At 67.6% G+C, this 19,780-nt stretch carries 22 protein-coding genes, 1 tRNA gene and 1 pseudogene; 15 read left to right on the forward strand and 9 right to left on the reverse strand.

Features of this window, described 5'->3' with window-relative positions; translation table 11 throughout:
- Nucleotides 1–2: 2 nt before the first annotated feature.
- Complete coding sequence (locus tag OHA18_RS27200) at nucleotides 3–668, reverse strand: 4'-phosphopantetheinyl transferase family protein (RefSeq protein ID WP_328998137.1); 666 nt, start codon at nucleotides 666–668, stop codon at nucleotides 3–5.
- A complete protein-coding gene (locus tag OHA18_RS27205; RefSeq protein ID WP_328998138.1) occupies nucleotides 665–1,243 on the reverse strand; it encodes a PadR family transcriptional regulator in 579 nt (192 codons plus the stop codon). Before OHA18_RS27205 ends, OHA18_RS27200 begins: the two co-directional genes overlap by 4 nt.
- 66 nt (nucleotides 1,244–1,309) lie before the next feature.
- Here OHA18_RS27205 and OHA18_RS27210 point away from each other — a divergent pair, with 66 nt between their 5' ends.
- Nucleotides 1,310–2,197: an alpha/beta fold hydrolase gene (locus tag OHA18_RS27210; protein ID WP_328998139.1), complete on the forward strand. Its 888-nt coding sequence runs from the start codon at nucleotides 1,310–1,312 to the stop codon at nucleotides 2,195–2,197.
- Here the strand turns inward: OHA18_RS27210 and OHA18_RS27215 are convergent.
- On the reverse strand, nucleotides 2,184–3,047 hold the full coding sequence (locus OHA18_RS27215) for a winged helix-turn-helix transcriptional regulator (RefSeq protein WP_328998140.1): 864 nt from the start codon (nucleotides 3,045–3,047) through the stop codon (nucleotides 2,184–2,186). The two genes, OHA18_RS27210 and OHA18_RS27215, sit on opposite strands and share 14 nt — an antisense overlap.
- An 88-nt stretch (nucleotides 3,048–3,135) precedes the next feature.
- Between OHA18_RS27215 and OHA18_RS27220 the strand changes: the two genes are divergently transcribed.
- Nucleotides 3,136–4,338 carry an MFS transporter gene (locus OHA18_RS27220; protein ID WP_328998141.1) on the forward strand — a complete coding sequence of 401 codons (1,203 nt, stop codon included), beginning with the start codon at nucleotides 3,136–3,138 and terminating at the stop codon, nucleotides 4,336–4,338.
- Here OHA18_RS27220 and OHA18_RS27225 read toward each other — a convergent pair.
- Nucleotides 4,268–4,720 carry an Lrp/AsnC family transcriptional regulator gene (locus OHA18_RS27225; protein ID WP_328998142.1) on the reverse strand — a complete coding sequence of 151 codons (453 nt, stop codon included), beginning with the start codon at nucleotides 4,718–4,720 and terminating at the stop codon, nucleotides 4,268–4,270. The genes OHA18_RS27220 and OHA18_RS27225 overlap by 71 nt on opposite strands.
- 144 nt (nucleotides 4,721–4,864) lie before the next feature.
- On the opposite strand from OHA18_RS27225, the gene OHA18_RS27230 reads away from it, so the two are divergent.
- The 6 genes from OHA18_RS27230 to OHA18_RS27255 all read left to right on the forward strand — a co-directional run bounded on the left by OHA18_RS27230 (nucleotide 4,865) and on the right by OHA18_RS27255 (nucleotide 7,229).
- Nucleotides 4,865–4,993 carry a hypothetical protein gene (locus OHA18_RS27230; RefSeq protein ID WP_267901740.1) on the forward strand — a complete coding sequence of 43 codons (129 nt, stop codon included), beginning with the start codon at nucleotides 4,865–4,867 and terminating at the stop codon, nucleotides 4,991–4,993.
- Between the two features lie 76 nt (nucleotides 4,994–5,069).
- Nucleotides 5,070–5,228: a hypothetical protein gene (locus tag OHA18_RS27235; RefSeq protein WP_328998143.1), complete on the forward strand. Its 159-nt coding sequence runs from the start codon at nucleotides 5,070–5,072 to the stop codon at nucleotides 5,226–5,228.
- A 25-nt stretch (nucleotides 5,229–5,253) separates the two neighbouring features.
- Entirely contained in the window at nucleotides 5,254–5,865 is a 612-nt protein-coding gene (gene nadD / locus OHA18_RS27240; protein ID WP_328998144.1) for a nicotinate-nucleotide adenylyltransferase, read from the forward strand.
- 7 nt (nucleotides 5,866–5,872) lie between these two features.
- Nucleotides 5,873–6,289 carry a ribosome silencing factor gene (gene rsfS / locus OHA18_RS27245; RefSeq protein ID WP_328998145.1) on the forward strand — a complete coding sequence of 139 codons (417 nt, stop codon included), beginning with the start codon at nucleotides 5,873–5,875 and terminating at the stop codon, nucleotides 6,287–6,289.
- Nucleotides 6,286–6,930 carry a histidine phosphatase family protein gene (locus OHA18_RS27250; protein WP_328998146.1) on the forward strand — a complete coding sequence of 215 codons (645 nt, stop codon included), beginning with the start codon at nucleotides 6,286–6,288 and terminating at the stop codon, nucleotides 6,928–6,930. Before rsfS ends, OHA18_RS27250 begins: the two co-directional genes overlap by 4 nt.
- A 226-nt stretch (nucleotides 6,931–7,156) precedes the next feature.
- A tRNA-Ala gene (locus OHA18_RS27255) sits at nucleotides 7,157–7,229 on the forward strand.
- Nucleotides 7,230–7,241: 12 nt separating this feature from the next.
- Here the strand turns inward: OHA18_RS27255 and OHA18_RS27260 are convergent.
- Complete coding sequence (locus OHA18_RS27260) at nucleotides 7,242–8,468, reverse strand: IS481 family transposase (protein WP_328998147.1); 1,227 nt, start codon at nucleotides 8,466–8,468, stop codon at nucleotides 7,242–7,244.
- 254 nt (nucleotides 8,469–8,722) lie between these two features.
- A complete protein-coding gene (locus OHA18_RS27265; RefSeq protein ID WP_328998148.1) occupies nucleotides 8,723–8,965 on the reverse strand; it encodes a hypothetical protein in 243 nt (80 codons plus the stop codon).
- Between the two features lie 150 nt (nucleotides 8,966–9,115).
- Here OHA18_RS27265 and OHA18_RS27270 point away from each other — a divergent pair, with 150 nt between their 5' ends.
- From OHA18_RS27270 to OHA18_RS27290, 5 genes are all read left to right on the forward strand, one after another.
- Nucleotides 9,116–11,893 (forward strand): LuxR C-terminal-related transcriptional regulator, encoded by a 2,778-nt coding sequence (locus OHA18_RS27270; protein ID WP_328998149.1) that lies wholly within the window; start codon nucleotides 9,116–9,118, stop codon nucleotides 11,891–11,893.
- 80 nt (nucleotides 11,894–11,973) lie between these two features.
- Nucleotides 11,974–12,219 carry a hypothetical protein gene (locus OHA18_RS27275; protein ID WP_328998150.1) on the forward strand — a complete coding sequence of 82 codons (246 nt, stop codon included), beginning with the start codon at nucleotides 11,974–11,976 and terminating at the stop codon, nucleotides 12,217–12,219.
- 185 nt (nucleotides 12,220–12,404) lie between these two features.
- Nucleotides 12,405–13,040, forward strand: a complete 636-nt coding sequence (locus tag OHA18_RS27280) for a DUF4386 domain-containing protein (RefSeq protein ID WP_328998151.1) — start codon at nucleotides 12,405–12,407, stop codon at nucleotides 13,038–13,040.
- Nucleotides 13,041–13,410: 370 nt separating this feature from the next.
- Nucleotides 13,411–13,929 carry a SigE family RNA polymerase sigma factor gene (locus OHA18_RS27285; protein ID WP_328998152.1) on the forward strand — a complete coding sequence of 173 codons (519 nt, stop codon included), beginning with the start codon at nucleotides 13,411–13,413 and terminating at the stop codon, nucleotides 13,927–13,929.
- Nucleotides 13,926–14,789 (forward strand): hypothetical protein, encoded by an 864-nt coding sequence (locus tag OHA18_RS27290; protein WP_328998153.1) that lies wholly within the window; start codon nucleotides 13,926–13,928, stop codon nucleotides 14,787–14,789. The genes OHA18_RS27285 and OHA18_RS27290 overlap by 4 nt, the downstream gene beginning before the upstream one ends.
- Here OHA18_RS27290 and OHA18_RS27295 read toward each other — a convergent pair.
- Nucleotides 14,775–15,350: pseudogene (locus OHA18_RS27295) on the reverse strand (hypothetical protein); the annotation flags it as partial. The gene OHA18_RS27290 and the pseudogene OHA18_RS27295 sit on opposite strands and share 15 nt — an antisense overlap.
- Before the next feature lie 97 nt (nucleotides 15,351–15,447).
- Entirely contained in the window at nucleotides 15,448–16,740 is a 1,293-nt protein-coding gene (locus OHA18_RS27300) for a chloride channel protein (protein ID WP_328998154.1), read from the reverse strand.
- Between the two features lie 512 nt (nucleotides 16,741–17,252).
- On the opposite strand from OHA18_RS27300, the gene OHA18_RS27305 reads away from it, so the two are divergent.
- Nucleotides 17,253–17,597: a hypothetical protein gene (locus OHA18_RS27305; protein ID WP_328998155.1), complete on the forward strand. Its 345-nt coding sequence runs from the start codon at nucleotides 17,253–17,255 to the stop codon at nucleotides 17,595–17,597.
- A 68-nt stretch (nucleotides 17,598–17,665) separates the two neighbouring features.
- On the opposite strand, the gene OHA18_RS27310 is transcribed toward OHA18_RS27305, so the two are convergent.
- Nucleotides 17,666–18,571 carry an aminoglycoside phosphotransferase family protein gene (locus OHA18_RS27310; RefSeq protein ID WP_328998156.1) on the reverse strand — a complete coding sequence of 302 codons (906 nt, stop codon included), beginning with the start codon at nucleotides 18,569–18,571 and terminating at the stop codon, nucleotides 17,666–17,668.
- A gap of 176 nt (nucleotides 18,572–18,747) precedes the next feature.
- Between OHA18_RS27310 and OHA18_RS27315 the strand changes: the two genes are divergently transcribed.
- Nucleotides 18,748–19,587 (forward strand): helix-turn-helix domain-containing protein, encoded by an 840-nt coding sequence (locus tag OHA18_RS27315; RefSeq protein WP_328998157.1) that lies wholly within the window; start codon nucleotides 18,748–18,750, stop codon nucleotides 19,585–19,587.
- The last annotated feature ends 193 nt before the right edge of the window (nucleotides 19,588–19,780 follow it).

Raw genomic sequence — 19,780 nt, forward strand, 5'->3', positions numbered from 1 at the left:
GTTCAGCTCAGGAGCTGGGTCGCGTCCTCCACCTGTACGACGGGCGGCTCGGCGGTCACCACGGCCAGGGCGGCCCGATGATCCGCGCCCACCGCCAGCTCCTGCACGTGAATCCCGGCCGGAACAGCCGCACGTAAATCGCCCCGCAACCCCGCACCCGTCGCCTTCACAACGGCTTCCTTCCGCGTCCAGTACGCCGTGAACGCCCGCGCCTTCGCGATCCCGCCGTACCTTTGCAGCTCCTGCACTTCTTCAGCCGACAATGCGATCCGGGCGACCGCATCGACGTCCAACTGCGGGTCAACCTTCTCCACATCGAGGCCTAGAGGCCGATCGCCGAACGCGACCCCGACCAGATCGCCGGAGTGCGTCACCGACAACTCAACCCCTGCGGCGACCCGCACCTTCCCATGCGGCTTGCCGCACTCCTCGCAGGTCCGATCCAGCGAAACCTTTGCCGCCGGCAACGAAAGCCGCCGTCCCAGCACTCTGCGCGTGAGCGTCACCCCCAGCAGGAACCGATCCTTGTCCTCGTCCCGCACGTACGCCGCGAACCGCGCCTGCTCGACCGCGTCCAGATCTGCAGCAAACTCCGCGCGCGCCTGACCGATCCGAGCCCACCAGACCTCAACCGGCGTCCCCGCACCCGAGCCGGCCCCAGCGGTCATACCGGGCCTGGTGTCCAGGTGAGGGTGCCTCTGCTCAGGTCATGCAGGACGCCGTCGATCCACTTCGCCTCGGCGACCGCCACCGCGACCTGGTACTCCGTCTCGAGCAACGCGAACCGTGGAATCGGCTGACCGTCCACTGTCGACCGCAACTCCAGCTGGAGCTCGGCGATCCGCTTCGTCAGCAGCTCTCGCCGCTGCCCCAGCAGATCGCCGGCGGTCTCCGGCGTCAGCAGCATCACGAACGACAACGCCGCCGGGAACTCCGGGAACTCGTTCCGCGGGGTCGTCAGGATCTCCGCCAGCCACTCCCGGCAGATCTTCCGGCCGTCGTCGGTCAGGTGGTAGACCGTGCGCTCCGGATACCGCTCGTCCCGCTCGGTCGCCCCGGCCGTCAGCAGCCCGGCTTCCTCCAAGCGCACGATCATCCGGTACAGGCTGGTCCGCTGCCCGACGTTGACGACCTGGTCCTTGCCCCATTGCTTGATCAGCCGCTGGATCCCGTACGGATGCATCGGCCCGTTCTCCAGGAGGCCGAGGATCGCGAGTGCGAGCGGTGAGCGTCGAAACGTCATGGCGTCAGCTTAAGGGTTCAAAGATACTAGTTGCAATGCAACTAGATGATATGTAACTATCGAGCCATGAAGACAGCAGAACTGACCCAAGGCACCGTGACGTCCCGCGACGGCACCGAGATCGGCTACTACAAGACCGGCCAGGGCCCGGCCGTCGTCCTGCTGCACGGCAGCATGGAGTCGGCCCGCAGCCACACCCTCTTCGCCGAGGCGCTGACCGACGAGTTCACCGTCTACCTCCCGGACCGCCGCGGCCGCGGCCTGTCGGGACCGCACCGCCCCGACCACTCGGTCCGCACCGAGGTCGAGGACCTGGAAGCAGTCCTGACCGCGGCCGGCGCCGACCGGGCGTTCGGCGTCAGCGCCGGGGGAGCGGTCGTCCTCGAAGCAGCCCGCATCCTCCCCGCGTTGAAGCAGATCGCGCTCTACGAGCCGGCGATCGTCGCCGACGGCGCCCCGCAGCGCGAGTGGCTCGCCCGCTTCGACCAGGAGATCGCCCGTGGCGACATCGCTGCCGGGATGGTGACGAGCATGTTCGGCCTGGAGCTGGCGCCGCCGTTCCTCAAGATCATGCCGCGCGGCCTGCTCCGCTGGACGACCGAGAAGATGATGGCGAAGGAAGAGCGTCAGGCTCCCGCGGGCGCGATCACCATGCGTCAGCTCGCTCCGACGATCCACGCCGAAGGCGTCATCATCGCGGAGCTCGCAGGTACGTTCGACAACTTCCGCGCCGTCAACGCCGACGTGCTGCTGCTCGGCGGCAGCAAGGGCCTGCCCGCTCTCAAGCCCGGCCGCGCCACCCTGGAGCAGGTGCTGCCGCACTGCCGGCGGATCGAGTTCGACGGCTTCGAGCACGGTTCGTCATCGGACCCCGGCAGCCTCAACCCGAGCGGCAGCGCCGACGCAGTACGACGGGTCGCCGCCGAGGTGAAGGCGTTCTTCACGCAGTCGTGAGCGCCCACTCGACGGCATCCGCGATATCGGTGACCGGATACCGCACGGCCCGCACGACCCGATCGTTGCCGATGACAAGCACGACCCGCTTCAATCGCTCGTACCCACCGGCCCGGAACGTCGGCAGCCGCAGCGCCGCCACCAGTTCCAGGTCGAGGTCCGACAGCAGCAGGTGGGGAATCTCCTCCGCTCGCGCGAACGCCTGCTGCTCGTCGGTGCGCTGCGTACTGACTCCACGGACCGCGATCCCGCGAGCGGCGAAGTCGTCGTACCGGCCCGCGAACAGCCGGTTCTCCAATGTGCACCCGCTGGCGCCCGCGATCTCGTTCCAGCCGTCCGGCAACGGGGTCGGGCGCCCGGTCGCCGGATACCCGAAGAGGACGGTCGCCCGCGCGTCCGCGTCCACCACGTCAACCGTCGTACCAACGATCGACGGCAAGGCGACCGACGGCACCCGCTGACCAACCAGCTCGTGCAGGCGATGCGCCGGCGGCTCGTCGACCGAGTTGGTGCCGCTGAGTGACCCGTCGCCGAGTAGCCATCGATCGCCCCAGTCCTGCAATGCGACGAGGACCGGCAACAGGGCCCGCCCGCGCGGTGTGAGCCGGTATGCGTAGCGCGTCGGGCGTTCCTGGTACGCCGACCGCGTGACGATCCCGCTCTCCAGCAGACCGTTGAGCCGCTCGGTCAGCACCTTCCGCGAGATGTGCAGCGACTCGGCGAGCTGGTCGAACCGCTCCAGCCCGCGCGCCAGATCCCGGACGACCAACAGCTCCCAGCCGTCGCCGATGACGCCGAGGGACTGTGCGATCGCACAGTCCGGCTCAGGCGAGAAGGTGCTCCGCCGCACGACGTACTCCTTCGATTCCGGTTGCCACCACGCTAGCCGTCCGAGTAAGTTCCTGTCAGGAACTCACTCTAGTCCAGGAGGGCGAGCCATGTACTGGCGCCGGATCGCGGACCTGCCCGCCTGGCTGAAGGCAGTCATGCTCGGCCAGCTGATCAGCTCCGCCGGTGCCCTCGCCTGGATCTACCTCACCCTCTACCTGGTCGAGGATCGTGGCATGTCGGCGCAACAGGCCGGGTTCGCGGCAGCGGCGTACGGCGTCGGGCTGCTCGGCGGCAATCTCGGCGGCGGCTGGTTCGGCGACCGCTTCGGCCTGCGTACGGCGGCCATCGCCAGCCAGCTCGCCTGGGTCGTCACCTGTTGCGCCATGCCGCTCGTTGCGGCGCCGTGGATCGGTGTGGTCGCCGCGCTCGCCGGCCTGTGCGGCGGTGCGAGCCGCCCGAACCTGAGCGCCCTCGTCGCAACCGCCCTCCCGGCCGAACGCCGCCGCGAGGGCATCGCGTTGTCCCGTACCGCGAGCAACGCCGGCTTCACCATCGGCCCACCTTTGGGCGGACTGCTGGCGGCGTACAACTTCTCGCTCGTCTTCATCGTCGACGCAGTGACCAGCCTGATCATGGCCGCCGTCATCTGGCGCTTCGTCCCGGCGCCCCGCCGTACGTCGTCCGTCCGCGTCAACGGCCTGTGGAGCGCGCTGACCCGCGACCGCTCGGTCCTCGTTCTGCTGGCGACGATCGTGGTCGTCGACACCGTCTACCGGCAGATCTTCGCCACGATGCCGCTGCTGCTGAGGGATGCCGGTACGCCGGCGGTCGCGTACGGCGTACTCATCGGAGTCAGCTCCGTCGTGATCGTCCTGTGCGAGGCGCCGCTCGCGGTACGGCTCCGTGGTCACCGCGCGACCCGGGTGATCGCGATCGGGTTCGCGCTCGTCGGCGTCGGCTTGGCGGTCCTCGGCGTCTGGCCTGCCCTCGCCGGCGCGACCCTGGCGATCGTGGTGATCACGGCGGGGGAGATGCTCTACAAACCGACCGCCACCGCGCACGTCGCCGACGCGGCGCCCGAGGGAATGGTCGGTCGCTACTCCAGCCTGTACGCCGCCGCCTCGATCAGCGGAATGTTCCTGGCGCCGGCCATCGGTGGATCCGTGTACCAGCACGCGCCGCGCGCACTCTTCCCGGTCGCGGCCGCGCTGGCCGTCGTCGCCGCCGTCACGCTGCTGTTCAGGTCCCGGGCAGTGGGGCCGGCCGACCCTCCCAGCGCGTCGAGAGAACAACGGTCGTCCGCGTTCTGACCACGCCGTTGACGCGGCGCAGCGAGCCGACGACGGCCTCGAGCTGGGTGACGTCCGCGACCCGGACCTTGACCACGAGCTCCTGGTCGCCGGCGACGAACCAGCAGTCCTCGACGGCGACGATGTCCCGCACCTGCTCGACGATGTCATCGGTCTCGACGTCGTCCTTCTGGAACAGCCCGATCAGTGCGCTCGTCCCGAGTCCGACCTGATCCGGCGCGACCACCGCGCGGTACCCGAGGAGTACGCCGCGCTCCTCGAGGCGGCGTACCCGCTCCTGGACGCTCGGGCCGGACAGGCCGACCACGCGGCCCAGCTCGGCCCAGCTGGAGCGGCCGTTCATCCGGAGCGCTTCGATCAGCTGACTGTCGATCGCGTCCATGACTTCTCCTGTTCACCGCAGATTCTAAGGCTGGGAATGTTCAATGCCTTTAATTCGTTTGTGAGAGCGTAGTTCAAACCGTACAATTTGAAGTACTGGGGTAAGTCCGCCCCAGCTCCGCCGTACCAACCCAGTGAAGGAATCATGATCACCCCCGAAGTTGCCCGTGCCCACATCGACGAGCGGCACCGCGTCGCAGCGCAGGCCCGCCGCGCCCACGCCGTACCGTCTGCCTGGCGCCGGCTGCTGACCCGTCACGTCCGCCACAGCTGACCTCTGCACGCGACCGGTGTCCTCCTGGGGCCACCGGTCGCTGTCGTCAGGACGGTCACGAGATAGGCTCTGCATCATGTTCTCGATCCTCGTGCCGCAGGTGGCGGCCATCGATGCGGCTGCCGTCGAGGCGTCGCACATCTCGAAGTGGTGGTACGGCGGGTTCGCGCTGGTCGTGTTCATCCTGCTGCTGCTCGTCACCGTCATCATGGGCAAGGGCCGGCCGCACAGCTGAGCGGCTGTTGTTGTGAAGGGCTGACGTGGCTTCTGTGGAGCGGGTACGACGCATCGGTGTGATGGGTGGCACGTTCGACCCGATCCATCATGGCCACCTTGTCGCGGCCAGCGAAGTGCAGGCGTACTTCGATCTCGACGAGGTGATCTTCGTTCCGACCGGCCAGCCGTGGCAGAAGTCGGACAAGAAGGTCTCCCCGCCCGAGGACCGGTACCTGATGACCGTGATCGCGACCGCGTCGAACCCGCGGTTCTCGGTCAGCCGCGTCGACATCGACCGGCCGGGTCCGACGTACACCATCGACACCCTGCGCGACCTGTCCCGGCTGTACCCGGACGCCGAGCTGTTCTTCATCACCGGTGCCGACGCGCTCGCCCAGATCCTCACCTGGCGGGACGTGGACGAGATGTTCAAGCTCGCCCAGTTCGTCGGCTGTACCCGGCCGGGGACGGAGAGCCTCGTGCTGCCGCTGGACCAGCTGCCGATGGACCGGATCACCCTGCTCGAGGTGCCGGCGCTGGCGATCTCGTCGACCGAGTGCCGTGCCCGGGTCGCCAAGGGCAACCCGACCTGGTACCTCGTCCCGGACGGCATCGTCCAGTACATCGCCAAGCGTGAGCTCTACACCAACCGTTAGGACGTTTATGTCTGCCAGTGAACGCGCAATCGAGCTGCTGACCGCGGCCGCGGAAGCGGCCCACGACAAGAAGGCCGAGAACGTCCTCGCCTTCGACGTGTCCGAGCAGCTCGCGATCACCGACGCGTTCCTGGTCGCCTCCGCCTCCAACGACCGCCAGGTCCGCGCGATCGTGGACGCGGTCGAGGAGAAGCTGCGCGTCGACTTCGACGCCAAGCCGGTACGCCGCGAGGGCGCCCGCGAAGGCCGCTGGGTACTGCTCGACTACCTCGAGATCGTCATCCACGTCCAGCACGACGAGGAGCGCGCGTTCTACTCGCTCGAGCGCCTCTGGCGCGACTGCCCGGTGATCCCGCTGCCGTCGCCCGGGCCTGGTTCGACTGTCCCTGGCTCGGCCGTGCCTGGTTCGGCTTCGGCGGAATGAGCGCGGGCCGACTGATCGTCTGGCGGCACGGCCGGACGGAGTGGAACCTGCAGGACAAGATCCAGGGCCAGGCCGACATCCCGCTGGACTCCGTCGGCATCGGCCAGGCCCGCGACGCCGCCGCGCGGCTCGCGTCGCTCGCGCCCACGCGCCTGTTCGCGAGCGACCTCAAGCGGGCCGCCGCCACCGCCGGTGAGCTCGCCGCGCTGACCGGACTCAAGATCGAGTACGACGAAGCGCTCCGCGAGATCAACGTCGACGACTGGGCCGGCCTGACCTCGGGCGAACTCGCCGCGATCAACCCGGAGGCCGCCGCCCGGATGCGCAACGGCGAAACCCAGCGCCGCGGCTCGAACGGCGAAACCATCGAAGAAGTCGCCGACCGCTTCGCCGCAGCCCTGTCCCGCATCTGCGAGGAAGGCTCCGCCGAGGACACCATCGTCATCGCCACTCACGGCCTCGCGGCCCGCGTCGGCATCTGCCAGTTCCTCGGCATCCCGCAGGCCAACTGGCCAGCGTTCGGAGGCCTGTCGAACTGCAACTGGGTCTCCCTCCTCCCCGGCCGCCACGGCTGGCGAATCGAAGAATGGAACGCCGGCTCCCTCCCCGAACCAGTCATGAGCGACGACCCCCAGCGGTAGAAGCCAAAGGACACCGCTTCGCGGCGGCAGTTCTGGTGCTGCCTTCGGCGGGTCGCAGACTGTGACGCGAAGTACTGTGGTCGGCGGACAGAGCGTGGTGATCGGCTGCCAGCGAACTGGCAACGAAGGGCAACTGGCCTGTCGCGCACCTCACCAGCCCCACGAGCCAACCGATTTTTCTTTGCCGCCCCCCATCCGCTAAACTTCCGGAGTCGCAAGACACCGCGGGGCTTTGGCGCAGTTGGTAGCGCGCTTCCATGGCATGGAAGAGGTCAGGGGTTCGAATCCCCTAAGCTCCACCGTGTGATCTCTCAAGAGATCCCGGACGGACCGGACCCCTGTTTGGGGTCCGGTTTTCTGTTCTTGGGGTGTGGGCCTGGGGGTCGGCCGAGGGGCTGGTAGTCGCGGGTGGGGTCGAGGGTGAGCTCGCGGAGGAGTTCGCCGGTGGCGGCGTTGATGATGCGGATGTGGAGGTCGTCGACGAGTTTGAGGACGGGGGTTCGGGCGTGCTCGGTGCCGATGGGGATGTGGTGGAGTCGGCCGGCGCGGCGGAGGGTGAGTTTGCCGGCGGGGTCTGAGATGTCGTGGAGCACGCGGTAGTGGGTGTCGGTGCTGCGGTCGGTGCCGGGGCCTGCTTTGGGGCGGACCTGGTAGGCGGTCGCCGGGGTCGCGCGGTGGTGCAGCGACCGGTGTGGGCGGGCGTGGTTGTAGATCTGCACGAAGGTGTCGATCAGGGCCTGGAGTTCGTCCAGGCCGGCGGGTTGTTGAGGTTGCGCGGCCAGCCAGTTCTTCATCGTCTGTTGGAACCGTTCGACCTTGCCGCAGGTCGTGGGGTGGTTGGGGCGGGAGTTCTTCTGAACGATGTCCAGACGGCGTAGCTCGGTCTCGAGCCCGTTGCGGCCGCCGGTGAAGCGGGTGGTGTAGACGAAGCCGTTGTCGGTGAGCACGGAGGCGGGATAGCCGTGCTGGGCTGCGGTTTGGGTGAAGGTGTTGAGCACGATCTGGCCGGTGATGTGGCGGTGGGGCGAGACGTGGAGGGCGTAGCGGGAGTGGTCGTCGAGCCAGGTGATGGTCTCGGTGTCGGTGCCGTCGGTGAGCGGGTAGTGGGTGAAGTCGGATTGCCAGGTTTCGTTGGGTTGTTCGGCCTCGAACCGCAGGTAGGAGCTCTTCGGGCGCTTCTTCGGCTCCGGCACCACCAGACCTTGGCGGGTCAGAGTGCGAGCGACCGTGCTGACCGAGACCGTGACCTGATGGCGGTGCCGCAGATGCCAGGCGATCGTGTCCGGACCCGCGTCCAGACCGGACTCGATCAGCTGCTTGCGGACCGTGATGATCAGGTCGATCGTCGACTGCGGTATCGCGGTCGGGCTGGTCTTGGGCCGGCGTGACCGCGGCTCGAACGCCGCTTCGCCCTCGGCTCGGTACCGGGCGAGTAGTTCGTAGACCCACGAACGAGCAACGCCATAAGCGGCAACGACCTCGGCGACGCTACGTCCTTCGATCTCGATCGCGGTGACAACCAGCCGGGCTTTGGACACACCCGCAGCCTCAACGCAGCCCTGCCCGAACCCTCAGACCCAGTCCGGTATGTCTTGAGAGACCTGTCCGGTATGTCCTGACGGAGCACACCCTAAGCTCCACCGCAGGTCAGAGGCCCTTTCCCGATCGGGAAAGGGCCTCTGCTGTTTGACCCGGGAGGCAAAACGGGAGGCTAGGACTCCAATTCCTACCTGTGGTCGGTCGTCTGCTTGAAGATCTGATCCATCGTCGCGGCGCCTCTCGTCATCACCGGTCACAGCTCGTGCCGGTAGACCTTCTCGGTCACGTTGGTGCCCACGTGGCCGACCAGGCGCGATATGTCCTCGATCGGTACTCCGCTGCTGGACAGCAGCGAGACGAAGCTGTGCCGCAGCTCAGACGCCGGGACTCGGCTCGTGGCAGTTGGGATCGCGTGGACGGGGGCAACGCCCGGATCGCGGCAGATCCGGGCGCCGCCCTCACCGCGGCAGATCCGGGCGAGCGTGGCCGCCCTCACTGCGGCATGACCGGTAACCGCCTCACACGTGTGGTCAGATGGTCTCGAGCGAGCTGATGGCACGATCAGTTACCGGAACCAACCGCTGTCTCGCTGGCAACAAGTGCTTGTCGACGGCACATGAAGACTGGCTCCTGAGGGGAGATGGTCATGGCAGGCCCACTGCTCGAGACCAAGCTCCACGTCCCCAGGGGACGACGCGGTCTGGTAGCGCGTCCGAGACTGAGCGAGCGTCTGAGCCGCGGGGCGGAGTCGACGCTCACGCTCGTCTCAGCTCCGGCCGGGTTCGGTAAGACGACGTTGCTGGCCGAGTGGCTGGCAGGCGCGCCTGCCGAAGGACGGTCCGCGGCGTGGCTCTCGCTCGACCGGCGCGACAACGATCCCGCCCTGTTCTGGTCGTACCTTGTCGCCGCGCTGCAGGCAGCGTCGCCGGGGGTCGGTGCCGGTGCGCTCTTGCTCCTGCAGTCGTCTCAGACGCCGATCGAAGCGGTCCTCGCCACTCTGCTCAACGACCTCAGCGCCAGCTCGGACGACGTCGTGCTCGTGCTCGACGACTACCACGTCATCGACGCACGCGACGTACAGGACGGGATGGCCTTCCTGCTGGAGCACCTCCCCCCACAGATGCACCTGGTGATCGCCAGCCGCGCAGACCCGACGCTGCCGCTGTCTCGCTTGCGAGGGCGCGGCGAGCTCGTTGAGATCCGCGCCGCCGATCTGCGCTTCACGCCTGACGAGGCCGCGGCGTACCTAAACGAGGTGATGGGACTGGTACTGACGGCGCAGGACGTCGCAGCGTTGGAGGGGCGCACGGAAGGGTGGATCGCCGCGCTCCAGCTGGCGGCGCTCTCGATGCAGGGCCGCGCCGACATCGCAGGCTTTATCGCGGGCTTTGCCGGGGATGACCGGTACATCATCGACTACATGGTCGAAGAGGTCTTGCAGCGCCAGCCCGACAATGTCCGCAGCTTCCTGCTGAAGACCTCCATCCTCAGCCGGCTGAGCGGCCCGCTCTGCGATGCCGTGACCGGCCAGCACGGCGGCAAGCCCATGCTGGAGGCTCTCGATCGGGGGAACCTGTTCCTTATCCAGCTCGACGACCGCCGCCAGTGGTATCGCTACCAGCATCTTTTCGGAGACGTGCTGCGAGCGCATCTGCTGGACGAGCAGCCTGACCGCGTCCATGAGCTGCACCTGCGCGCGAGCGACTGGTACGAGCGGAACGGCGAACGATCCGAGGCGATCCGCCACGCGCTGGCCGCCGAGGATTTCGAGCGGGCGGCGGACCTGGTCGAGCTGGCGATCCCGGCCATGCGCAGGAGCCGGCAGGAGTCCACAATGCGTGGCTGGCTCGAGGCGCTTCCCGGCGAGGTGGTCCAGGTCAGGCCCGTGCTGATTGTCGGGTATGCCGGAGCGTTGCTGCTGGGCGGCGAGCTCGAAGGCGTGGAGGCGCGGCTGGAGGACGCCGAGCGGTGGCTGGACACGACGACCGGTACCCATGTGGGACCGGAAGCCTCGCCGGCGGGGATGGTCGTCGTCGACGACGAAGAGTTTCGAGGCGTCCCGGGGACGATCGAGCTGTATCGCGCTGCTCTGGCCCTGGCCCGGGGCGACGTGCCCGGCACCGAGGGGCATGCCCGGCGGGCGCTCGAGCTTTCGCCTGAGGAAGACCACCTCCGGCGCGCATCGGCATCGGGGCTGTTGGGGCTGGCGTACTGGACGAGCGGAGACCTGGATCAAGCGCACCGGGCGTATGCCGACTGCATGGCGGGGCTGCGGCGGGTCGGGCACGTCGCCGACACCTTTGGGTGCGCGATCGCGCTGGCGGATATACGGCGTAGGCAAGGCCGGCTCGGCGACGCGATGCACACCTACGAGCAGGCCTTGCAGCTCGCATCCGAGCAGGGCGGGTCGGCGTTGCGGGGGACGGCGGACATGTATGTCGGGATCAGCGAGATCCACCGCGAGCGGAACGACCTGCCTACCGCCACGCAGTACTTGCTGCGGAGCCAGGAGCTCGGCGAGCACCTCGGGTTGCTGCAGAACCCATACCGCTGGCGAGTCGCGATGGCTCGGGTACGCGAGGCTGAGGGGGATCTGGGCGCCGCACTCGACCTGCTCAATGAGGCGGAGCGCCTGTATGTCAGTGACTTCTTCCCCAACGTGCGGCCGGTCCCGGCGTGGAGGGCACGGGTCTGGGTCGAGCAGGGGGCGTTGGGTGAAGCGATCGGCTGGGTGCGTGAGCAGGGTCTTTCCGCCACGGACGACCTCAGCTACCTGCGCGAGTTCGAGCACATCACCCTGGTCAGGGTGCTCTTGGCCCAGCCCAGGGCAGAGCGTGCAGAGGGCTCCATCGACGAGGCGACCCAGCTCTTGGATCGGCTCCTGCAAGCAGCAGAAGAGGGGGGAAGGACGGGGAGCGTCATCGAGATCCTGGTGCTGCAGGCGCTTGCCCACCAGACGCGAGGCGAGATCCCGGCTGCGCTTGTATCGCTGGAACGTGCGCTGACGCTGTCTGAGCCGGAGGGCTACGTCCGAGTGTTCGCGGATGAGGGCGCACCCATGGCCAAACTGCTGAGAGCTGCCGCACGGGTAGCACCTGGCGAACAAGAGGGGATCGCTCGGGACGATGTGCGTCGGCTCCTGGCGGCCGTTGACAAGACTGAGGACAGCCCTCCCGTCAGTCAGGGCTTGCCCGAGGACCGACAGGGTTTGGTTGAGCCACTGAGCAAACGCGAGCTGGAAGTGCTTCGGCTGCTCGGGACCGACCTGGACGGCCCGGACATCGCCCGCGAGCTCGTGGTGTCCCTGAACACCGTGCGGACCCACACCAAGAACATCTACGCCAAGCTCGGCGTGAACAACCGTCGGGCAGCGGTGCGCCGGGCCGAGCAGCTTGACCTGTTGTCCCGGACCCGCGACCGCTGAACCCGGCGCCGGCCAGATCACCACATAGATCACCACACGTGGTGATGCCCGCTCACCACATCCGTTCCTACCTTTCGAGCATGCGAACGAACGGACCGTACGAAATCCGTCTCAAGGGGCACCTGGATTCCCGATGGGCCGGCTGGTTCGACGGACTGACCATCACCAGCGAGAACGACGGCACCACCCTGATCCAAGGCTCGGTGGTCGACCAGGCCGCGCTGTATGGCTTGCTCCAGAAGATCCGCGACATGGGCCTGCCGCTGGTCTCGGTCACTCAGGTCGAGCCCGACCAGCCCGATGTACCCACCGCCGATCCTCGATAGCTCGTCAACCCACTAAAGATCAATCGCGAAAAGGGATAGATCGACATGGCCACCACCGTCCAGACCGCAGCAACGAAACGAGTCCCGAAGGACCCAACGCGAAAGACCTCGCTCGTCGCGGGCATCTTCTACCTGATTACCTTCGTCTCAATCCCCACACTCGCCCCCCAGCCCTCTACAGCTCGGTGAAGGGCAAGGACTTCATCATCAGCTCCGCCGCCGACACCCCCGCCCTATGGGGCTGCTTCCTCGAGGTCATCGTCGCCCTCGCCGGCATCGGCACCGCCATCACGCTGTATCCGGTGGTCAAGCGACAGAACCAAGGCATGGCGCTCGGCTTCGTCGCCTCCCGCACCCTTGAAGCCGCCATGCTCTTCACCGGTGTCGCGAGCCTCCTCTCGCTCGTGACCCTGCACCAGGACCTGGGCACAGCGGCCGGAGCCGACGCAGCCTCGCTGGCCGCCATCGGCGCGTCGCACGTCGCGACCTACCACTGGGCGTTCACGCTCGGAGGGAGCCTCATGCCGGGCATCAACGCCATCCTGCTGGGCACCTTGCTGTACCGATCCGGCCTCGTGCCACGCGTCCTTCCCATGATCGGACTCATCGGAGCCCCACTGCACCTCACCGCGGTAGTCCTGACGATGTTCGGCGTCGTCGACCGGGTCGGCACGGTGACGGGGATCGCCGTCATCCCGATCGCCTTGTGGGAGCTCTCGCTGGGCGTCTATCTGATCGTCAAAGGCTTCAAGCCCTGCCCCATCACAGATGCCATCCGCGAAGAGGCAACCCCGCCCGCCTACCGCGAGGTCGCCGTCTGAGCGTCGAAAACGCGGCCGGGCCCACGAGGGGCCCGGCCGCTTCGTCGATGTGGGCGCTCAACGAACACCCTTCACGGGCAGGATGGCGAATGCTCCGATGATGGCGCAGAGCCCGGCGATCGCGTAAAGCACGCCGTAGCTGCCGCTGCTGCGGCACCATCAGTCGGACCCACGCGCCGTGACTAGCGGATCCTCTTTGGTTATCTGGAGCGTTGTCGACGTGGTGGAGGTCCCGGGCGTAGGGCGGAGCGAGCGCCAGGACTCCTCGACCTCGTAGAGGGTGACGGGCGAGGCAACCGGGCCGGGCATGCAACTCGGCGGCAGAACCAGTCGTCTTTACGATCGTCAACCAACACGGCAAAGGAAACAGATGACGAGCCGAAAGCAGCGTGACCAGGAGTTTTCAGATTTCGTCCTGGCCCGGCGGTCGCGGTTGATGGGGGCCGCCTACCTGCTCTGCGGTAATCGGCATGCCGCCGAGGATCTGGTGCAGACGGCGCTCACCAAGTTGTACGTGGCTTGGCCGAGGATCCACACGAGTGGAGCCGAGGACGCCTACGTGCGCAAGGTCTTGGTGCGTACGAACATCGACGCGAGTCGGCGGATGTGGCGGCGTGAGCTGAGCTCGGACGTCATGCCCGACCAGGAGGTGGACGGGCCTGATCTGGACGGACGGGACGAGCTCGTCAGCGCGCTGGCCGCGTTGGGCCCGCGACAGCGCCGGATTGTGGTGCTGCGGTTCTGTCTCGATCTCAGCATCGAAGAGGTCGCGGCGGACCTGGGGGTCAGCGCCGGCACGGTGAAGAGCCAGACCGCGCGTGCCCTCGATCACCTTCGGCGCCGCCTGACCGACCTCCGACTCGACGAACTGACCAAGGAGCGAGCATGAACGAGCAGGACCTGCGGGACCGGATGAGGGACACCATCAGCGCTGATCTCGACCGGTTCGTCGATCCGGAGCCGGACCTTGCGCGAGGCCGCAGGCGGCTTCGTCGGCAGCGGGCATTCAGCGGAATCGCTGCCGCTGCGGCGATCGCGGCGGTGGCAGCCGCGGGCGTCCAATACCTGCCCAACTCGGCCGGCCAGGATGCAGCGCCGCCCGCGGCTCAGGAACAGACAGACCCGGTAGCCGTTCGAGCGAAGAGTGCCTCACTGCTGACCGCCGTACTACGCAAGCACATCGACACCAAGGGCGCATACACCGTCGGCAAACCACAGCAGGTGATCGTCGGTACGGCGAACTCCAGCAAGCCTGGCGGAATCGGTGAACTGACCGTCACGCAGAACTGGACTCAAGGAGGCGGTGTCGGCCTGCTGTGGGTATCGGTGGCTCACAAGGAGGACGCGCTGGACCTGACGAAGTGGTGCGGCCCGAGGTTCACCGAGAACCTGCTGAGGTTCAGCTGCTACGAGCTGATCGCACCGAACGGTCGCTCGATCATCGGAGGTTCCGCGCAGCCGGTGAAGTCCTCGAAGGGAAAGGGCTACCCGGTCGCGGGATCGCAGAAGCCGCCCAAGAACCCCACCTACCGTGAACGGCTGCTACGCCTGCTCTGGCTGAACACCGACGGCGGGAAGTTCGTGCGTTACGAACGACCGGACGGGCAAGTGGTCATCGTCGCCATGCTGCGGGTGAAGTCGCTCAAGCGTGTGGCAGACGGGCTCCCCAAGGGAGTCGCGCTACCGGACGTGACGCAGGAGGAGTTGATCGCCGCAGCGACCGACCCGGCGATGTCACTGCCGAAGTAACCCGAGGGCCAGCCACTGGCCCACGCGACCACGGTCCGGCTTCCAGTATTCCGGCCAGCGACCTGACCAGGTGCCGTCCTGCTCGCGGGGGTGGAGTTCGGTTTCCAGGCCGTTGCGGCTGTTGCCGCCGTGTCGGCCGGCGAAGCGGGTGGTGTAGACGAAGCCGTTGTCGGTGAGTACGGAGGCGGGACAGCCGTGCTGGGCTGTGGTTTGGGTGAAGTTGTCGAGCACGATCTGGCCGGTGAGATGACGGCGGGCCGACACGTGGAGGGCGTAGCGGGAGTGGTCGTCGAGCCGGGTGATGGTCTCGGTGTCGGTGCCGTCGGTGAGTGGGTAGTGGGTGAACCGCAGGTGCCACACGATCGTGTCCGGGCCCGCGTCCAGACCGGACTCGGCCAGCTGCTTGCGGACCGTGATGATCAGATCGATGGTCGCCGGTGGTGTCGCGGTAGGGCTGGTCTTCGGCCGGCGCGATCGCGGCTCGAATGCCGCGTCGCCCTCGGTGCGGTAGCGGGTCAGCAGTTCGTAGACCCACGAGCGGGACACACCGTAGGCGGCAACGACCTCGGCGACAGCGGCCCTTTCCCGATCGGGAAAGGGCCTCCTCTATTTGACCTGGGAGGCACATCGGGAGGTGGGTAGGCACCCGATGAACGGATCATTGGTTTGTCTGCCGACTCGTCTGTGGGTTGCTGCGCCGGCGGGTGGCTGCGACGTACTTCACCGACTCCACGGCGAGAAATGCGGTGATGACGGCGATGAGGACGGGTGCGGTCTGCAGTGCACCCAGTTGGCTCATGAACCCGGCGAGCAGGACCAGCGCGAAGGGCGCGGAGACCAGGGCTCCGGGAACTGCGGCGAGCATGCACGTGAACGCGAGTCCCAGTGGTATGTCGGGGAAGACTTGGTGCACGAACACTCCGGCCGTGCCGCCGACGAAGAGCGCTGGGAAGATCGGGCCGCCGACGAATCCGCTCGCCTCACAGACGGCGAAGGTGATGATCTTGGCGATCACGAGGGCAGCCAGGAGGCCCGCGCCGAGTGTCTCGCCGGTCTGCAGCACGGTCTTGAGTTGGTCGCTGCCGGTGAACATCGTCAGCGGCAGGATCACGCCGACGACACCGAACACCAGGCCACCGATCACCGGCCGCACGATGGCCGGCACTCTGAGCCGGCCGAACGTCCTTGCTGCCAGCTTCATCACGACGCCCAGCAGCGTCACCACCACCGCCGCGAACAGGCCCAGGCCGAGACCGGCGAGCAACTGCCAGTCCTCGAAGTTGAAGGCGGGCACCGCGTAGGCGTCAAGGAAGAAGGCGCCCGCGACGACGAAGTAGATCGCGAACGAGACGCTGGAAGAAACGATCGTGGCAGCCAGCGTCTTGGCCATCCGTTGCCCGCCAGGGCGGGAGACCTCCAGGATTAGCATCACCACGATCAGGGTGCTGGAGAACAGTCCGCCGTAGGCGCCGGCGAACCCGGCCCTGGTGTTCACCTGGCTGTCTTCATCGTTGAGCCGGCGTCGTCGGGCGATCCACTGCGCGGCGCCGCCACCCATGGCTCCGAGTGCCTGCTCCGGGCCGAGGCTGGCGCCTCCGATCAACGAGGCAGCCGAGACGACCACCACCCCTGGCACCGATCGGCCATCGACTTGGCCGTGCTCGAGGTCATCGATCAGGCTCGGGATCTTGTCCGGCAGGTGGGTCCACCGGCGCAGGAGGCCGACCACGACTCCGGCCGCCGCCGTGACGGCCAGCCACCACCACTGCCCGCCGAACCATCCCGGATCCGAGACCGAGTACCACTCGTCCCCAAGCCCGATCAGCCCCATGAACAGCAGGGCGACGCAGGCGCCGAAGACTCCGAGTCCGAGCGCATTGACCATCAGCACCCAGAACTGTGGCGTCTGAGGGAACGGCGGCGCCGGTGCCGATCCTGACGTGGCGCTCATGAGGTGTGGTTCCTCTGCCTGGCCCGCATGTGGGCCCCCTTCAGTAGAGACAATCCCCGCACCGCGGTCTCGCTCCGTGTCCGCTGGTCCGCCTTCGCCGCGACATGCCGACAACTCGTCGCCGGTTCGGGTACCGCGATCTCAGGATGTCGGATCGGTCGGGGCGGGCGGGTCATCCCACTGGGGTGATGCGGCCTCCGCGAGGCGCGGTGAACCATCAGTAACGATCGCCAACGACGGTGCGGCTGCGCTCCGTCATCCAACACGGAGGGACTCCTACGGGGCGGCATCCCAATTCTGAGTTTGGGGGTTGAGGTCATGACGTTTGTGGCGAAGCGCCGCCTCATTGGGGGACGGTCGGAGCAGGAGTTTCTGAAGATCAGCTGGGAAGGGGAGATCTTCGGTGCCGCTTTGTTCGAGGGGATCGCTGACAGGTAACCCGAGTACGCCGACACGGCGCCGCACAGGTCTTCGCCTACCTCGAACGCCACGGAATCAGCAGGCAAGAAGCGGTGACCCCGCGCAAAGACAGAGAAGCGGTCCATGGGGACACCCAACAACTGGTGCTCGCGTTCTTCCCCAGCGAGGACCGCGCCGACGAGGCGGCGATGGTGATGAGGAACTGGGACGAGGCCACCGAGTACATGAAGCTCGACAGCGTCGGCGTACTCGTCATGGACGACAAGGGCAAGCTCGAGGAGCACAAAGCCGGGAAGCGCGCCAGGAAGAAGGGCATGGGGATCGGCGTCGACCCGGGCGTGATCGCGGCGAGTTCTTCCACAAGGGTCCGACCGGGGCGGCTCGGGTGGGACCCGAGACCGAGACTGCACGTGAGACACCGTCAGGGCTACTCATAACCCAGAAGTCGCAGCTCTGGTTCTCCGCTCGGAGAACCGGCCTTTTCGTGGCCCGAGTGACTGTGGGCTCACCGAGGAGTTGTGAGTACCTTGTTGACGGCGTGCTGTGCGTACTTTGCGAGGGCCGGGTTGGTGTCCTTGAAGTACCGCAGCACGATCAGGGCCTGGGACAGGACGCGGCCGCGTCCGCGGAGCCATGTCGCGTCGTCCACGTCCAGGGTGGCGCGGAACTCTTCGTGGACGTTCGCGGGCAGCAGGTACCACACGGGAAACAAGTCGCAGGCCGGATCGCCGACACCACACGTCTCGAAGTCGAGCACCGCGGTCAGCCGGCCCTCCGCCGACACAAGCAGGTTGCTCGGCGTCAGGTCCGAGTGCACCCACACCTCGCTCCCGTCGTACGGCGCCGCGAGCGACTCGTCCCACGACGCCAGTGCTGCGCGAGTGTCGATCAGGCCGTCCAGCTCGCCGATCGCCTCCCGCGTCGAGGAGTCCATCGAGACCATCGGAGCGCGCGTCCGGCGCTCGCCCGGGTACGCCGGCGGCCGGTCCGGCAGGTCGATCTGCCGGAACGCGTCGACGAACGCAGCGAGGTCCGTCGCCAGCCCACGCGGATCAACCAGCGCGTGGGGGGACGGGTGCGTGCCGGTGAGCCAGCGGTGGACCGACCACTCGCCCGGGAACGCGTCGGTGGGTGAGCCGATCCCCTCGACAGAAGGGATGGCCGCCGGCAGGAACGGCGCGAGTGCCGCGAGTTTCGCCTGCTCCCGTTGCACTATGTCGGTGCTCGAGGGCCGGAGCGCCAGCCGTACGGACAGGTCGGTACCGAGGCGGTAGACCGCGTTCACCAATCCACTGGAGTCGACCCGCTCCAGCGGCAACGCGGCCCACTGCGGGAACTGCGCGGCCACCAGTTCGCGGACGAGCGGTGTGTCGATGTCGGGCTGGTCGGCGTGGATCTTGCGGGGACTCACGAGCCAATCCGATCGATCGGACCCGTCCGCCGTCAACCGGATATCAGATCCTGCCGAGCGGTGGATCCCCGCGACGGCGATCATGCTGCGCCACCGGACGTACCGGCCTCTCCCGTGACCTGAGTGACTGCCGAGTTGCGGCCCCTTCACGGCGGGGTGTCGGCGATGCTGTGGGTATGGAGTACGTGTCCAGAGTGCCGCGACCGCCGCTGGACGGTCTGATCGACGACCTTTACTACCTGGAGGGGGCGCCGCCGTACGCCCGGCTGATGCTGCCGCCGATGCCGGCGGCGTTGCTCATCGTCAACCTGGGGGCGCCGTTCCGCATCCGCGCCGGCACCGACATCGAGACGGCCGAGTACGCCGACGGCTGCGTGGTCACCATGCCCACCCGCGCGTTGGAGTTCGGCTACCCATCCCGGACCCGATCCGTCGGCGTGCACGTGAAGCCGTGGGGGCTGGCGCCGTTCCTGCCGATGCCCGCGGCCGAGTTGTGTGACAGGCCGGTGCCGGTGGAGCAGGTTTGGGGCCGGCCGGCGGTTGCTGAGCTGCAAGACCGGCTGGCCACGGCAAACGGACCGCACGAGATGCTGACGCTGCTCGAGGAGGAGTTGATGCGGCGACTGGGCGAGACCACCGGCCTGGGGCTGGTCCGTCATACGAGCAGTGTCATCGCGGCGGCCAGCGGGGCGGTGGCGATCGGCGACCTGAGCGTGGCAGCCGGTGTCAGCAGCACTCATCTGGCCCAGCGGTTCAAGGAGCTCATCGGCGTCACGCCGAAGCGGCTGGCCCGCACCTGGCGCTTCACCGCCACCGTGTTCGCGATCGACCCCGCCGGACCGATCGACTGGGTCGACCTCGCCGCCGGTGCCGGCTACTTCGACCAGGCCCACTTCGGCCATGAGTTCCGGGCGTTCACCGGGCTCACGCCGACCCGGTACGTCGACGTCCGGCGGCGGTTCCTGCGCGAACATCCCGGCCACGCGATAGACGGCTGGCCGCTGCCGGTCGATTGATTTCTCACAAGAGCGACAGCTCGTGAGGCGCTAGCTTGGGGCACCCCGAAACCGCAGGTTCATCCTGGTGGGGTGACGTTGGCGCGTTTGCTGGGGGCGAGGATGGGTGCGGCAGCCGGGTGGGCCGGCGTCACCCTGGCTGCGACCTGGACAAGAACAGCGCAGTAACCGTGTTGACCCGCGCTCGGTTCGA

This window comes from Kribbella sp. NBC_00709 (genome assembly GCF_036226565.1).
GTDB lineage: Bacteria > Actinomycetota > Actinomycetes > Propionibacteriales > Kribbellaceae > Kribbella.

What these genes read in the sequence shown, in the direction of transcription:
- OHA18_RS27205 (WP_328998138.1), bottom strand. Translation starts at nt 1,243, where the DNA reads ATGACGTTTCGACGCTCACCGCTCGCACTCGCGATCCTCGGCCTCCTG.
- OHA18_RS27235 (WP_328998143.1), top strand. Translation starts at nt 5,070, where the DNA reads ATGTTCTCGATCCTCGTGCCGCAGGTGGCGGCCATCGATGCGGCTGCC.
- rsfS (WP_328998145.1), top strand. Translation starts at nt 5,873, where the DNA reads ATGTCTGCCAGTGAACGCGCAATCGAGCTGCTGACCGCGGCCGCGGAA.
- OHA18_RS27285 (WP_328998152.1), top strand. Translation starts at nt 13,411, where the DNA reads ATGACGAGCCGAAAGCAGCGTGACCAGGAGTTTTCAGATTTCGTCCTG.
- OHA18_RS27270 (WP_328998149.1), top strand. Translation starts at nt 9,116, where the DNA reads ATGGCAGGCCCACTGCTCGAGACCAAGCTCCACGTCCCCAGGGGACGA.
- OHA18_RS27225 (WP_328998142.1), bottom strand. Translation starts at nt 4,720, where the DNA reads ATGGACGCGATCGACAGTCAGCTGATCGAAGCGCTCCGGATGAACGGC.
- OHA18_RS27275 (WP_328998150.1), top strand. Translation starts at nt 11,974, where the DNA reads ATGCGAACGAACGGACCGTACGAAATCCGTCTCAAGGGGCACCTGGAT.
- OHA18_RS27200 (WP_328998137.1), bottom strand. Translation starts at nt 668, where the DNA reads ATGACCGCTGGGGCCGGCTCGGGTGCGGGGACGCCGGTTGAGGTCTGG.
- OHA18_RS27300 (WP_328998154.1), bottom strand. Translation starts at nt 16,740, where the DNA reads ATGAGCGCCACGTCAGGATCGGCACCGGCGCCGCCGTTCCCTCAGACG.
- OHA18_RS27230 (WP_267901740.1), top strand. Translation starts at nt 4,865, where the DNA reads ATGATCACCCCCGAAGTTGCCCGTGCCCACATCGACGAGCGGCACCGC.
- OHA18_RS27250 (WP_328998146.1), top strand. Translation starts at nt 6,286, where the DNA reads ATGAGCGCGGGCCGACTGATCGTCTGGCGGCACGGCCGGACGGAGTGG.
- OHA18_RS27220 (WP_328998141.1), top strand. Translation starts at nt 3,136, where the DNA reads ATGTACTGGCGCCGGATCGCGGACCTGCCCGCCTGGCTGAAGGCAGTC.
- OHA18_RS27315 (WP_328998157.1), top strand. Translation starts at nt 18,748, where the DNA reads ATGGAGTACGTGTCCAGAGTGCCGCGACCGCCGCTGGACGGTCTGATC.
- OHA18_RS27290 (WP_328998153.1), top strand. Translation starts at nt 13,926, where the DNA reads ATGAACGAGCAGGACCTGCGGGACCGGATGAGGGACACCATCAGCGCT.
- OHA18_RS27210 (WP_328998139.1), top strand. Translation starts at nt 1,310, where the DNA reads ATGAAGACAGCAGAACTGACCCAAGGCACCGTGACGTCCCGCGACGGC.